The sequence below is a fragment of the Desulfobaculum xiamenense genome (assembly GCF_011927665.1).
GTDB lineage: Bacteria > Desulfobacterota > Desulfovibrionia > Desulfovibrionales > Desulfovibrionaceae > Desulfobaculum > Desulfobaculum xiamenense.
This window is the reverse complement of sequence record NZ_JAATJA010000002.1, coordinates 656105-670423: the sequence shown is the minus strand read 5'-3', so window position 1 is coordinate 670423 and position 14319 is coordinate 656105. Positions and strand designations below refer to the sequence as shown.

The 14319-nt window shown below is 58.0% G+C and carries 11 protein-coding genes and 1 tRNA gene; 8 read left to right on the top strand and 4 right to left on the bottom strand.

Features of this window, described 5'->3' with window-relative positions; all coding sequences use genetic code 11:
* Positions 1-302 precede the first annotated feature (302 nt).
* On the bottom strand, positions 303-1727 hold the full coding sequence (locus GGQ74_RS10845; protein ID WP_167941567.1) for a sigma-54-dependent transcriptional regulator: 1425 nt from the start codon (positions 1725-1727) through the stop codon (positions 303-305).
* Positions 1724-3538 carry a transporter substrate-binding domain-containing protein gene (locus GGQ74_RS10840; protein WP_167941566.1) on the bottom strand — a complete coding sequence of 605 codons (1815 nt, stop codon included), beginning with the start codon at positions 3536-3538 and terminating at the stop codon, positions 1724-1726. The genes GGQ74_RS10845 and GGQ74_RS10840 overlap by 4 nt, the downstream gene beginning before the upstream one ends.
* A 462-nt stretch (positions 3539-4000) precedes the next feature.
* Between GGQ74_RS10840 and GGQ74_RS10835 the strand changes: the two genes are divergently transcribed.
* From GGQ74_RS10835 to GGQ74_RS10810, 6 genes are all read left to right on the top strand, one after another.
* Entirely contained in the window at positions 4001-5173 is a 1173-nt protein-coding gene (locus GGQ74_RS10835; RefSeq protein WP_167941565.1) for a hypothetical protein, read from the top strand.
* A 7-nt stretch (positions 5174-5180) separates the two neighbouring features.
* Complete coding sequence (locus GGQ74_RS10830; RefSeq protein ID WP_167941564.1) at positions 5181-6278, top strand: hypothetical protein; 1098 nt, start codon at positions 5181-5183, stop codon at positions 6276-6278.
* Between the two features lie 15 nt (positions 6279-6293).
* Complete coding sequence (locus GGQ74_RS10825) at positions 6294-6971, top strand: hypothetical protein (protein ID WP_167941563.1); 678 nt, start codon at positions 6294-6296, stop codon at positions 6969-6971.
* A 62-nt stretch (positions 6972-7033) separates the two neighbouring features.
* Positions 7034-8332 (top strand): CsgG/HfaB family protein, encoded by a 1299-nt coding sequence (locus GGQ74_RS10820; protein WP_167941562.1) that lies wholly within the window; start codon positions 7034-7036, stop codon positions 8330-8332.
* 146 nt (positions 8333-8478) lie between these two features.
* On the top strand, positions 8479-9753 hold the full coding sequence (locus GGQ74_RS10815; protein WP_167941561.1) for a tetratricopeptide repeat protein: 1275 nt from the start codon (positions 8479-8481) through the stop codon (positions 9751-9753).
* Positions 9750-11393, top strand: coding sequence for a coiled-coil domain-containing protein (locus GGQ74_RS10810; RefSeq protein WP_167941560.1), 1644 nt, complete (start codon positions 9750-9752; stop codon positions 11391-11393). The genes GGQ74_RS10815 and GGQ74_RS10810 overlap by 4 nt, the downstream gene beginning before the upstream one ends.
* A 306-nt stretch (positions 11394-11699) precedes the next feature.
* Here GGQ74_RS10810 and GGQ74_RS10805 read toward each other — a convergent pair whose 3' ends face one another.
* Together GGQ74_RS10805 and GGQ74_RS10800 are read right to left on the bottom strand one after the other, a co-directional pair.
* Entirely contained in the window at positions 11700-11987 is a 288-nt protein-coding gene (locus GGQ74_RS10805; RefSeq protein ID WP_167941559.1) for a hypothetical protein, read from the bottom strand.
* 143 nt (positions 11988-12130) lie between these two features.
* Positions 12131-12221, bottom strand: a tRNA-Ser gene (locus GGQ74_RS10800).
* A 299-nt stretch (positions 12222-12520) separates the two neighbouring features.
* Between GGQ74_RS10800 and GGQ74_RS16505 the strand changes: the two genes are divergently transcribed.
* Together GGQ74_RS16505 and GGQ74_RS10790 are read left to right on the top strand one after the other, a co-directional pair.
* Positions 12521-13669, top strand: a complete 1149-nt coding sequence (locus GGQ74_RS16505; protein WP_167941558.1) for an AMIN domain-containing protein — start codon at positions 12521-12523, stop codon at positions 13667-13669.
* A gap of 167 nt (positions 13670-13836) precedes the next feature.
* On the top strand, positions 13837-14115 hold the full coding sequence (locus tag GGQ74_RS10790) for a FeoA family protein (RefSeq protein ID WP_167941557.1): 279 nt from the start codon (positions 13837-13839) through the stop codon (positions 14113-14115).
* The last annotated feature ends 204 nt before the right edge of the window (positions 14116-14319 follow it).

Sequence of the window (14319 nt, the reverse complement as noted above, 5' to 3'; positions counted from 1 at the left end):
GACAAATGCCCGCCACACAAGGATTTCCGATCACGGTTCCATTTTTTGACCGCGATCGAAGGGGTATGCGCAAAATTATGGCTTTTCAGACGGTTGTCGAATTAACCCACCAAAATCAGCGTGTTACACACAGGAAGTGCAAAACGTTATGGTATAACCTTCGCTATTCCCCTTGAAACACTCTGATTTATTCGAAAGCGAACTCCGCCCAAACATCACGAGACTCGGCCCGAAAACGCGAAAAGGCCCGGAAGCACCAATGTGCTTCCGGGCCTTTTCGCGTAGCGATTCGCGGCCGACGGCTACGACTTGAGCTGCTTGAGCCGCTTGCTCAATGCGGGCTGGGAAATGCCAAGCATGCGCGCGGCGAGGGTCTGGTTGCCCTTGGCGCGCTCCATGGCCTCCTCGATGAGCAGGACCGTGCTCTCGGCGATGGTCGGCAGCGGCTCCAACCCAGCGAAAGGCCGCGCGCCGCCTCCCGCGAGGGCGGACTCGTCAACGAGTTCGTGCTCGCGCCGCATGGCCTTGAGAAAGCTCTGCATGGAAAGCACCTTGGCCTTGTGCGTGCTCACGGCGTCGAAGACCATACCCCGCAGTTCGCGGACGTTCCCCGGAAAGGCGTAGGTGGACAGATGCACCGGCAGTTCCTTGGGAATGGCGGGCTTGCGCTTGCCGAACTCCGCCGCGGCCTCTTCGAGGAACCTGTCCAACAGCACCGGAATGTCGGCCTTGCGCTCGCGCAGGGGCGGCACATGCACATGATGCGCGCACAGCCGGTAGAAGAGGTCCTTGCGGAACTCGCCACGCTGCACCTTCTCCGGAAGGTCCTGATGAGTGGCCACGACCACACGCGCCTGCATGAGCTTTGGCCGGTCGCTGCCGAGGGGGAAATATTCGCCCTCCTGCAACAGCCGCAGAAGCTTCACCTGCGATTGCAGGCTCAGATCGCCGATCTCGTCGAGGAACAGCGTCCCGCCGTAGGCCTGCTCGATCATGCCTGCCCGCGCCGTGGCCGCGCCGGTGAAAGCTCCGCGCTTGTGCCCGAAAAGCGTGTCCGAAAAGCTGGTGTCGTCCAGCCCCGCCACGTTGACCGACACCAGCGGGCCCTTGCGCCCGCTGACCTGATGGACGGCCTTGGCCACGAGTTCCTTGCCCACGCCACTCTCGCCGGTGACGAGCACAGGCTGCGAGCTTGCGGCCACGGCCTCCACGTACTGGAACACCGCGAGCATGGTCGGTGACACGGAAGCGATGTCCTCAAATGCCTCCGGGTTCTCCAATTCACCCGACAGAATGCGCTGACGCATGCCGTCGTTGACGCTCTGCATCTCGCGGGTGCGAATGGCGTGCAGCACGCCCTTGGTGATGTGCTCCTGCGCGTCGGTCTTCACGAAGTAGTCGAAGGCACCCTGCTTGATACAGCGCACGGCGGTCTCCAACTGGTTCAGACCGCTGATGACGATGACCTGAATGTCCTGGTGCTGCTCGCCGATCAGCGTAAGCAGTTCCTCACCGCCGAGGCCGGGCATAGTCAGGTCCAGCAGGATGAGGCCGATGCCCCCTTCGTCAAGGATGTCCATGACCTGCCGGCTATCCGCACAGGTTCTGATATTGCTGATGCCCGCGGAGCGTTCGAGGGTCAGGCGCAGGCTGCGAAGCCATGCGAGTTCGTCGTCCACGAGCAGAATTCCGAAGGATGGATACGGTGTATTGTCGATCTTGATCATATGCGTGCTCCATCGGGCTGCGGGCCAGTCGAGGCCGAAGCTGCCCCGGCCTCGCTGTCATCGGTCATGGCGGGTAGCGACAGCGTAACCGTGGTGCCCTTTCCGGGCGTGGACTCGAAGTCCAGCGCGCCGAAATGCTCCTTGACGATTCCCGCCGACACGGACAGCCCGAGCCCGGTACCGCCGGACTCGCGCTTGGTGGTGAAGAAGGGATCGGTGATGTTGTCGAGATGCTTGGCCGAAATGCCGACGCCCTCGTCGATCACCTGAAGGGTGACGGCATTGATGCCCTCGTCGTAGCTGGTGGCCACGGTGAGTGCGCGGCTCGTGTCCGGCAGGGCCTGACACGCGTTGAGAATCAGATTGACGACGACCTGCTGAATGCGCCGCGAGCTACCGAAGACCGGCGGCAGGTCCGATCCCAACGACAGGGTGAAGGCGTTGGTGGACTTTCGGATGGCGTTGTTCACCAGCCGCAGTGACGCTTCCACCACGTGGTTCATGTCGAGGCGTTCCATGTCGGCCTGCTCGCCCTTGCGGGAGAAATCCTTGAGGTCATGGACGATATGCTTGATGCGCTGCGCCCCTTCCATCATGTCGGTCAGCATCTGGGGAATCTCGTTACGCATGCGCGAATACGGCAGCCCGCCCATGAGGAAATCGCCGTTCTCCTCGTAGTAGACGTCAAGCACCTCCAGTGCGTCCTCAAAGGAATCGAGCATGATGGGGAGGTTCATGAGCATCGTCCCATTGGGATTGTTGATCTCGTGAGCGATGCCCGACGCCATCACGCCGAGGGTGGCCATGCGGTCGGAATGGATGATGACCTTCTGCTTGCGCTCCAGTTCCTTCTTGGCCTCGAGGTGGCGGGCAATTTCCAGTTGCAACTCGTGCGTACGCTCGGCCACCTTGCGCTGGAGCATCCGCGACCAGACGAGACTGCCAACGAGAATGAGCAGCAGCGGCACGAGGATGAGCGCGCCGTAGCGAAAGACATCGGCCCATGAAATCTTATCCGGCTCCGGCACCACCAGCCACTTTTCGCACAGTTCCGCATAGGTGCCGTTGGCCTTGAGCATTTCGAGACCGCTGTTCACCAGCTCCAGAAGCTGCTCCTTGTCCGGGGTGGTGGCGTAGCAGTAGCGCTCAAGCGAAATGGGCGTCCCCACGGGGCGAATGCCCTTGAGGCCGTTCATCTGGATCATGTACTTGCCCGCGGTCTTGGAGACCAGCGCGAAGTCGCCGTGTCCGGCGGCGAGGCGGCGCAGGGCGTTCTCATGATTGTAGGCCGGGGACACGCTGATGCGCGGGTAGAAGCGCCGCAGCATGTCAAACATGGCTCCGCCCTCCTCCACGAGGACGGCCCGTCCCGCCATATCGGCAAGCGACGCGGCCATGGGCGAATCCTCGCGGGCGAAGATGGAGTATTCCACCGTGGTGTAGGGGTCCGAGAAGCGGATTTTCTGGGCGCGCTCCGCGGAATGCGAAATGCCCTGCAACACGTCGATCTCGCCCTTGTCGAGGGCCTCGCGCATGTTCTGCCACAGGCCGAGGCGGATCTGGACATTGATCCCGGTCACACGCGCGAGGGCACGGGAAAGCTCGACGTTGAAGCCGTTCGGCTCGCCGAGCGCGTCAAGGAATTCGTAGGGCGGATAGTGCAGATCTCCGCCGATGGTGATGGTCAGGCGTTCGGGCGCGGTGGCGTTGGTCGAGCAGAAAGCATCCCGCGCAGGCGGCAGGACGGCGCAGAAGACCACGGCCAGACACGCCACGCACAGGCGCAGAGCGCCGCGAGTGATGTCGTACATGGCACGATCCCAGAACCCGGCTTCCGCCGGGATGACGTTATGTTGGATGGCGCCGCACTATTTCGACCTCGGACGGGATGACGAAGGCACGACGAGGAAGTGTCGGGAAAGCAGCCGCGAGGGACAAACATCGCCCCAGGCCCGGTGCAGGCTCGCGAGTGGACGCTCACAGCCGCCTTACTGCGGATAAATGGAAATGACAAGACTTTGTGAAAGCGGGCACGAGAGAACGCTGTTCCCCCTGACTTACACCCACCCACCTATTGCGCGAAACCTATTGCGCGAAACCTATTGCACCCACCAAAAACAGTTCCGAGCCTATTTTCTCATCACGAAAACATCACAAAAGTTTCGGTTGATGAATCCTTTTTATCGATGTATCGAAACAAACGTCTATCATATGGTAAAATTATTCTCGTATTTACGCGAAATTATGAGCAAACGAACTTATCCGAGGAGCTTATGCACAGAAAAATAACAGAATTTTTCCTTGTTATTGCCATAGTTCTTTTTACTAACACATACGCATTTGCGACACCTGTTTATTACGCAGGGTTTGCATTCCTCGGTGACCACCAGTTTATTTCAAGCAACTATCCTTATACAGGCGTAATAATTAAAGAGCTTGACGCCGAAAGATCACTACTTGAAACTTCACTCATCAAAAAGGCTCAAACTGTAGACAACAAGAATATCGAATTACAATTTACAAGCCTTGGAGATCTGAAACATGGCGAAAGCATCTCGGTAGCTATTGCACTAGACTGGGAAGACGTCTCTACAGAACAGCTTGAGGACAACCTCTTCAAGACAGTATACAACCTGCACGGGCAAATACTGCTATTCGATTTCTCAAAAATGGAAATCATAGCATGCTATCCTTTCGGTACTCGCGTTACGGATTCCTCGGATACAGAACCCACTGAAGATAAAAAACTTGGGATAATCAGAAATCTGTACCTCGGTAACATCGGCGGAATCAACTTCTTCGACGAAGCATGCACCGCACTTTCCCACGTACGGCTGAACACGGGAGACGCCATCTGCACATTCAAGGTGCAAAACGTCACTCTTGAGCAAAAAGCCGAGGATTTCTGGGCAAGCCAATCAAACGGCACCCCCATCGCCGCGTACAAGACCTTTGTCGCTCAGCAGTTCAGTTCGGCATTTTCAAAGAATCTCAACGCAAGCATCCTCCCCTACACCAAGGGCCAAGCCATCGGCGGAAAGATGGCGGGCCGTTTCGCAAACGGTGACGTCTTCCAATTGGATATCCCCGAAGCGGACTACCCCATCGAACTAACCATTCGCGGTTTCAAGAAAGTCAAACTCGACGAGAATGTCACCGGAACATCCTGGGCATACGGATGTTTCGCCAGACTTCGAGTCGATTCCATCCTGCAGGAATCCATGGTGGACACGAAGCTCAAGAATGCAGCCGTAAAAATCGTTCCAAAAAGCCAAGCAACTGCATCCGACTTCTCGGCCTTCCAGGAAAGCCTGCTCAGCCTGTTCAACAAGACGACGCAGGAAATTCATGAACAGGACGGAAAATGGCTCAAGAATTCGGCTGAGGGCGAGAAGACACGAAAACAGTTCGAGGAATTCGAGAAAACCATCCAAAAGTGCATGTAGGTTCACAATGAAAACGCTTCTTCAATTCTTCATCATCGCGCTACTGATTGCAGTTCCGGGCATAAGCTTTGCCGAGACATCCTCCATCGGCTCCGCACGCATCACATATGAGAAGCACGCCTTCTCGAAGGAGCCGACCAAAGAGGTCAAGAGTAAGGCTCTGGAAGATGCAAAGCTCAGCGCATGGAAACGCTACGTCTCGAAGTTCAGCAAGCCGAAGTACAAGTTGTACTCCGACAATGAAAACGCCTTCACCGGTGCCATGGACACCTACATTTCTAGCTGCAACATTCTTGAAGAAAAGACGGACACGGACAACCTCGTCTATACCGTTGGCGTCAAGATCACCATCAATGACGTCGCAGTAGAGACGAAGCTCTCCGAATTCTCCGCAGCAGGATCGAACGCGACTGGCGAAGGCAGCCTCTTTAGCTTCGTATTCCTCGCCCGTGAAACGAGCTCCGTAAAAAGCTTCAAGGACAAGGAAACAAGTGTCGAGATGTCCCAGGAAGTCGGCACTGTCGAAGAATCTGCGGCCAGCCACGGCGGGAGTGCTGCCGAAGCGGTCAGCAAGGAATCCATGAAGAAGACCGTTACCGGTGGAAACGTCGAGAAGAAGGCCGACAAGATCGCCTACACCGTTTCGAGTTCAAGCGACGTCGATTCGGCAATGAATGAAATTCTCTCCCCCGCAGGATTCGAAGTCGTCGACTATCGCGACGTGCTGAGTGAATGCGGTGGGGCGGATTTCAACACCATCAAGGACGAATACGCTTGCGGTAGCGAGCTCTCCAACGAGACGCGCCGCGAGGCCATCAACGGCTGCCGGATGTGCGAAATCCAGTTCTTCGCCACAGGAACGCTGGATGTCGGCATCAACGACATCGACCCCGTCAGCGGAATGAAACGCGTCTACGTCTCCGTCAACGCCAACGTCTGGAACATTTCCGGTCGGCTTCCTCGCAAGGTCGCAGCCGTGGGTCCCATACAGTACGCGGGACTCGGCCCCGATGCCGTCGTCGCCAAGCGCAACGCCCTGCGCAAGGCGGCTGCAGAAGCAGCCACCACCATCGTGGACCAGATGAACGCCAAGAAAATCAACTAATCGAGGAAAACCATCATGAAGAAACTCATCACGCTCACTATCGCAGGACTGCTGCTCGTCGCACCGACCCACCGTGCGCTCGCATTCAACCTCCCTTCCGTGGGCGCGGCCAATCCTTTGGCATCCACGGAAAAGCACGACACGCAGGCGCTGAGCAGCGAACAGGAATCCATCAAAAAGGATCTGGTCGCTGCACTCTCCGAGCTGCTGGACGCACAGAACCAGATTGCCGTGGCCGTTCAGGACAAGGAAATGGCGGCTCAAACAAAAGTGCTGATCGATACCCTGCAATCGGGCAACGTCCAGGACGAGGACGTCGAACGCGCGGTGGCCACCACCGAGGAAAACGACAAGAACATTCAGGAAAAGCAGAAAAGCTACAATTCCCTCGACGCGGAAAGCAAGAAGAAGCTGGCCGAGGCACTCGTCCCATATGCCAAGGGTAGCGCACTGACGGTCAAGGTCGGCAAGGACTTCGCCCAGTGGATATCCAAGGCGAAGGACGCCCTTGCCGAAGCCGCCCCGACCGCGCTGTGCTCCCTCAAGTCGAAGTTCGATTTCGGCATGAACGTGGGTCCCAAGATTCCGACGCTGGGCAGCCAGATGGCTGGCACGACAGGCGAGCTCATCGCCTTCTGCAAGAGCAACGATCTTGAAGTATCCAATGCCGAGGACGCCCTCGGCGACCTGTAACAGTTCGGCGGTCGTCGAAACGCCACCGGCTTCGGCGGCCGCCATCCCCCTTCGAGGTTACGATGATCAGAAGAATCTTTTGCGCGTTGCTCGTGGCCCTCTTCTGCCTGCCCGCTCTGAACGCGCACGCAAAGGTCGAAATGGTGACTGCTCACGGCGAAGGCGAAGGCGAATCAGCCAAAGCGGCACTGTATGACGCCCTGACGCAAGCCATCAGTCAGGTAAACGGGATGCAGATGGCATCCGAGTCTGCCGCCTCATTCTCTTCAGTCAAGACTGACGCCACCGTAGCCGTCAACGGAAGGAAGGCCAACGTTTCCGCAGAAATGTCACAGGAATCCTTCCAGCAGGACGTCGCAACCAAAACAAAAGGACTCGTCAGCAGCTACACGATTTTGTCATGCAACGAGGACCCTGCCCGTCCCGGAATTTGGCATGTTGCCGTAGACGCACAAATCGCCAAATACAAGGCGTCCCCCGAAAGCAACCGGATGCGCCTTGCCGTGATCCCTTTCCGTGTAGCGGCAAAGGCCGACGGATCCGCCCAGTTTGCCGAAACATACGGACACAACCTTACGAGCTATCTGACCCAAACTCGTCGTTTTGCCATTCTTGACAGAGACTTCCTTGCCGAACATCAGAAAGAAGTCGACTTCCTCAAGCAAAGCGACGCCCCCATGCAAGAGATGGCCAAACTCGGCAACACCCTCGGTGCAGACTTCATCGTTGTCGGACAGGTGAATCAGATTGTTCGGGACGCATGGTACAAGACCATGAAGAGCACCGGGCGCAAATTCCCCGAATGCAAATACGGCACTGAAATTTCCCTCAGGGTCATCGATGTTGCGACAGGCCAGGTCACTTATTCGAAAGTCTTCAGCAACATCAAGACAGCAGAAGGCAATCCCCCATCCGCAGCACAGATGGCTCAACAAGCCGCCAGCGCCATGGGCGCACAGCTCATTGAGGCCATCGCGCCCGTCCGCGTCGTCTCGGCATCTGGAAAATCCGTCGTCCTCGGCCAGGGCGGCGACACGCTCCGCAATGGTCAGAGGCTGCGCCTCATCAAACTGGGCAAAATGCTGACGGATCCCTACACCAAGGAAGTACTTGGAGCCGAAGAAATTGAGGTCGGCACCCTTGAAGTTGTGGATGTCCAACCCAAGACCTCCCGCGCCAACATCATCAAGTGCTCCGCAAATATCGAACAGGACTTCCAATCGAGCCGGTTCATTGTCCGCCCCATGAAGGCAAATCCGGGGCAGGCCCAGCAGGCCGCAAAGAAAAAGTTTGAAAACCGAAAGGCGGAAATGAAGAAAAAGACCGCCGACTTCAAAAAGCAAACCGAAAACGACTGGTAGCAACATGCAGCTGCCTGCGCCAGAAACACATCATAAAGGCCCTGCCCCCCGCGTGATGCCTCGGCATCTGTATGCAGCGGTGATCGCCATCCTTCTCTGCCTTGCGGCGGGGGGGGCAGGGCCATTGCACTCCGCCCGACGAGGCGATGAACCTCGCTGGCGAATACAGACGGACACTGTCCGAACGCTCACAAGGCACCTATCAACTTCAGGAGTGCACCTGTTTCATCATCGAAATCCCCGCCGCCAGACAAACAAAAACCCGACGAGAACTGCACAATGCAGCTCTGATTGAATTTCGGAAGCTCATTCGAAAGCATATCGCCAGCACAGCATTGCCCTCTTTTCGAACGGATCAAGGCATTTCCGCGCGACTCAACACGCTCCTCACGCGAGAATGGGAAAGATCGACGCGCCTGCCCTCCGCACTCACGACATCTGGCCACATCCTTGAGGACTCGCTTTCACGGGGAACCTACCGATACGCAATCGCCATTCCCACCCGAGAACTCAACTCCTTGCGCCAAGAGGCAAAGTCCAAACAAGACAACCCACAGGCGCTACTCGCCGCAATCACGTCCGAGGCCGTACGACACCGCGATTTCAAAACCCTCGCGTGCATCCTCTGGGAATCTGGTCTGCACCAGCTCGCCGCGCGTTGTGCCCTCCAGGACATGAACAGTGCACAACACACTGTAAACTATACCTTCCACCCCAACGCATTCGAACAACGCAGAAGCCTCCGCGCACTCCTGGAGGGCCATCTGCAACCGAATGACGACATACTGGAACTCCTGCCCGGCTGCCACGAAGTCCTCGAACGAATTGCAGAACGAACTGACATCCCGGAGCAGGCATTTGCCCTGCTTGAATTGGCGCTGGCCGACAGTGGGCAGGCGCACTCCAAACTTATCAACAAGATGATCGCGCTGACCGGAAACGACCGCGACTTTGCCAGCCTTGCTCGGACATCGCCCCATGCACCAGACGGCAACGTATTCACGACTGCATACACCTCACTTGGGGGGCTACGCTTCGGAGACGACATATCCAGCGCATCCACGTCCGAATTCGACGAGGCAAAACGGCTCTTCCACGCAGGGACCGACCTCCCCGCCACGAAACGCCTCCTCCTCAAGTCGCTTGAGTCCTCTCCCGCGAACCGCGAGATCTGGGACTATCTCGGAGCCATCCTCATGGCTGAACGCCAATGGCGAGAAGCCATTTTCACGTATCTCGAAATGCTCCACTTCAACCCGCTCGACGCCGAAACACTGGGTCATCTTGCACAGGCCCACATCGAACTCGGGCAAACTGAAACCGCTCGTCGCATCATCGCCTTTGCCCACAACGCAAATCTCGATCGCGACAATCCGACTTTGCTGAAAATCTCTTCAAAATTTAGGAGCTGCACGAAATGAAACCAGCAAGGAATCTCGTCCTCGGCTCGATTCTCTGCCTGCTCACACTCGGCTGCGTCTGGCCCTGTACAGCCGAATGCGTCGAATACACGCCCAATGACGCGACTCAGAGCACAGAACTTCAGGTCACCCAAAAAATCACCGAAGCCCAAGCGCCGGAAGTCGTCCCCCAGAAAAGTATCCGGGACATGGTTGACGAGTACCTTGAGCGCTCCGGCGTTTACGAAGGATGGAATGAAGACAAACAAGTTTACGTTTCAATCGGTGAAGCGGCCTTCGACTCCGAGGACCCGTCATACGACGACACGTTCATCACAAAGCGTTCACTGAAGAGCATGGAGGCGGTTCTCGACGGAAAGTCCCGCATCATCGAATTCATTCGCACCGAGATGAGTGTCATGGATGAAGCGAGCACCCCCGGCACAGATCTCAATGCTCTCTTCAAGGAAGAGCTCGACAAACTCGAACGCAAGATGGAAGCGCAGCGCGCTCGCGTCGCGAAATTACTGGCCGAGGTCGATGCCTCGGAGGCCAACGTACTGCAGGGAATCACCTTCGGCGACCGCTTCAAGGCGCTCATGGATGCGGCGATCAAAAAACTTGACGGCAAGTACTCAAGCCAACAAATCGCCGATGAAAAAAAGAAGAGATACGAGGAAGTCAAAGCTCGCTACGCCGAAGCGCAAAACGACTACCAACGCATAGAATCGGAACTCAAGACGCGCAAGGGCGCAAAGCAGGAAACGCTCTCTAGCAAGGTCGAAACCATGTCCTCCATGCCCCTATTGGGAGCCACGACCTGTGCCCAGTTCGAAGCGTGGGATGAAACGGAACAGCGCTATCGTATCGCCATCATCACGCTATGGAGCAAAAAGATGGAATCCGTGGTCCGCAGTTTTCTCAAGGGCGAGCCCACCCCTGTTCCTCCCGGCAAATGCACATTGAGTCAGTGGGTCAAGGGCAACAATTGGGCAACGTCCACTGGCGGCCGCCGTTTTCGCGACAATCAGGGACAGGTCCACTTCATCGGCATCGGCGCAGCAGCCGTCGGCGGCTCGGCAAGTTCGGAAAAACGGGGACGCGGCATCGCCGAACAAATTGCCAAGAAGGAAGTGGCCACGGCCATCTTTGCAGACGTAAGCTCGCACAAGGTCGCCGAGCAGATGATGGAAACCTATTCGGGAACCGAACACGACACATCGGCCGCCGCGGAAAGCTATGCATCCACGCTGAAGCAAAGCATCGAAGGCCGGCACATAAACGGAATCCAAAGGATATACGGGAATGTACTCAAGCACCCGTTGTCCGGTCAGAATATCTACGTCGCGATTTATGCCGCCAGCGGAAGCTCTGCCCGCGACGCCTTGTTCATGGAAGAATCCAATTACATTTCACGAATACTGGACATCAAGGCGCAGCAAACGGCGAAGGGAACCAAGGCAGGACACGAAGAGGCTATCGACCGGGCGGAACACAACACATCCGCATACACGACAGCGAAAACAACCAGCGCAACCGGTGATCAAACGGCCGCAGGCGGAAACAACCCCACACAACAAAACCATCAGGCTCCTGCAGGGAGTTCTCCAGCCAACGGTGGAGCATACAGCGGAGCAGGCCAGGACGACATGGTCTGGTAATTCCTCAGCTTCAACCCCCATGGTCCGCGCCGCAACAGGCGCAGACCATGGGGGTTCCCTTCCGTCAGCGACAACGAAATGCAGCGCGGCCTTCAAAGCTTGGAGTTGTACCGCGAAACGCACGCCCCATCGACAGGTGCAACCGCAACTACGCTTACGCACTCCCCGTCGGCGCAGATGCACCCTGAAAACAGCGCCCAAACGCCAACGCCCAAAAATCCCATCGAAAAATACAACAAAGGCCTACAGCTTGATTCGAAACCGTAGGCCTTTCCTGCTTAAATTTGAAGAAAGGGAACAGACAACTCAATCGTATTTTTGTTCGAAGTCCTTCATAATTTTAATATAACCTGGAATATGTCTAATACCCTTGGGCACATTTATTTCCACACCGATTCTAATGTACCCAGCTTTCCCAGCATTTTCATACTCTTGCTTTGTTTCAAACCAAACGTATCCACCTTCATCCCCCAAAAAAGCCGGAAACGCTTTTAGAGGATGAAACCACGCCCCTCCATCACGCCATGCCCCATGCTCTACCTTCAAATGATGCCGCGCCGCAAACGCTCTCCATGTATCCTTTTTCTTACCCATTAGAACACGACTCCTATGTTTCCGAAGCAACATATAAAGCCGCATCATATCATAATACACACAAAGCATACGTTGGATAGACAGAAACTGCCCTAATGAAAATACAAAAGGGCCACGGCGTATGCCGTGGCCCTTTGCAATCTTGGCGGAGAGGGAGAGATTTGAACTCTCGATAGGGTTCCCCCTATACACCCTTAGCAGGGGTGCGCCTTCAGCCAGCTCGGCCACCTCTCCAAGGAAACGTCGCCACGGATTCCGTAGCGAACGGACGTCTCGAATATGTGCTTCGGGGCCGGTTTGTCAAGCAGAGTTCGCAAAAATTTGTCGGCAAGGATTCCATGCGCATGCCTTTTCGCCGGATCCAGCCTTCGCCTGCGCCCGTCCTCGGCTCCGGGATGCGGGACTCGCCGCCCGTGCGTCCACAAAGCCCTTGAACTCACGCCGAAAGGCGTTACACTATGCGATGTTACTCCACGGACACATCGTCCGCAACCCATTCATCAGCAACACACAGCCCACACAGGAAGCGCGCCGTGAAATGCAGCGAATGCGGCCACGACCTCATGGTCGCCATCGTTCCGTCCGGACTGGGTCGGATTCTCAACATGCTTCCCTACGCGCCCTATCGCTGCGTCCGCTGCGGCAACAGCGACTGGCGCGTGTCCGGCGGATACACGCCACAGACGGCGTTGCTGTTCACTCTTGCATGGCTCATCGCCGCCGCGGGCGGCGTACTCTGGCTGACCGACTCACTCAACGCGCCGCTCGCCACCATCGAACGCCTCATCACGCACTACACGGCCCCCGCGCCGCAGCCCATCTCTCAGCCCACGCTCCCCATCGCCGAGGCCCCGGCCCACGTTGCGGACGCCGCGCCAGCCCCGAAACAGCCCGCCGCCAAGACATCACCGGCTCGCCCCGCCCAGCCGGATCACTCGGCGTCGCCCCCGCTCGCCCCCCCAGCAGCCGAGCCTGCCGCCCCATCTGCCACGCCGACGCGCCACGACGCCCTCGGCGTCACGGAAACCACACTGGCGGACGCCCCCGCGCCCATCGCTTCCGCCCTGCCCAACGATGATGACATTCTGCGCGGCATCGCCATGCCCGGCCAGTCGGCGTCGCCATCCGGCACCGCCCCGGTGCCCCCATCCCCGCGCCACATCGCGACTCCCGAACCGCCAGCCCGCTCCATGCAGGCTCCAGCCCCTGTGGCGACAGCGCCAGCCCCCACACCCCTCGCCTCCAACACGACCCGTACGGCGCAAGCACCCAAGCCGCTCCCGACAGCGCCCCCGGCGACGCAGAAGGCCGCGCCAGCCGTTCCGGCCAGCCCAACGCAACGCCCAAAGCAGCCGACCAGCCCCGCCGTGGCCACCACTATCGCCAGCGCCGACGGCGCGCGCGTCGTCACCATCACCCTGCGCTCGACAGCCCCCATTGAAAGCGTCCGGTCCTATCTCCTCGCCGATCCTCCCCGGCTGGTGGTGGATCTCCCCGGTACGTGGGAATACCGGGGTGCCACGCGCATTCCCGTGGACAAAGGCATCGTCCGCGCCGTGCGCACCGGCATCCATGCCGACAAGCTGCGCGTCGTGCTCGACCTCACGGCTCCGCCGTCACGCAAACCGACCGTGCAGAAAAGCGACGACGGACTCTCCATCCTTGTCCCACCATCCTCGTAGCCGCCGTCAACGCCATTCGCCCTCTTCAGGGCATCCGTCGCCCCAAGCTTTTTCCGCAGACGCAACCCCCTGTTCCGACATGCAATCCGCTTGTTTCCCAAAGGCTTCTCGCCCTTCTCCATCCACGGCTCTTGACATTCATTCTCATTGAAACTAGTTCTCAACTCATGTGGAAACGCAAGTGTCATCGCAACCTCGCAGGTCGTTCTCTGTGCGACTATCCAGGCGGAAGCCGAGTGACCATCTCGGAAATCCGGGTCTGCCCGCGCGAGCGCTGCCGCGTGCTGGCCATGGGCCTCACGCCGGGCACCGTCGCGGAGATCTGTTCCAATGGTCCCGGCTCGTGCTGCCTGCGCGTGCGGGACTGCGACCTCGTCCTCGGAGACGGCATGGCCCGGCACATTCTGGCCACGCTCGTATCCGACATGGATTCCCGGACCGCCTGACGCCATGTTTCCACGCCTTTCGTCCCCTCTGCGCACCGGAGCGACCCGCTCCGAGCGAACACCCCCGTCCGGGGAAAAGGCTCCCCCCGCTAGGCCCGCTAGGCCCGCCAGCTCAACACGGCACCACAAGCCGTAGCACGGCATCTTATCGTTTTCGCCCGAATCCTCGCCACGGCCAGCAGGCCGCAGTTCACAGCCCCCAAG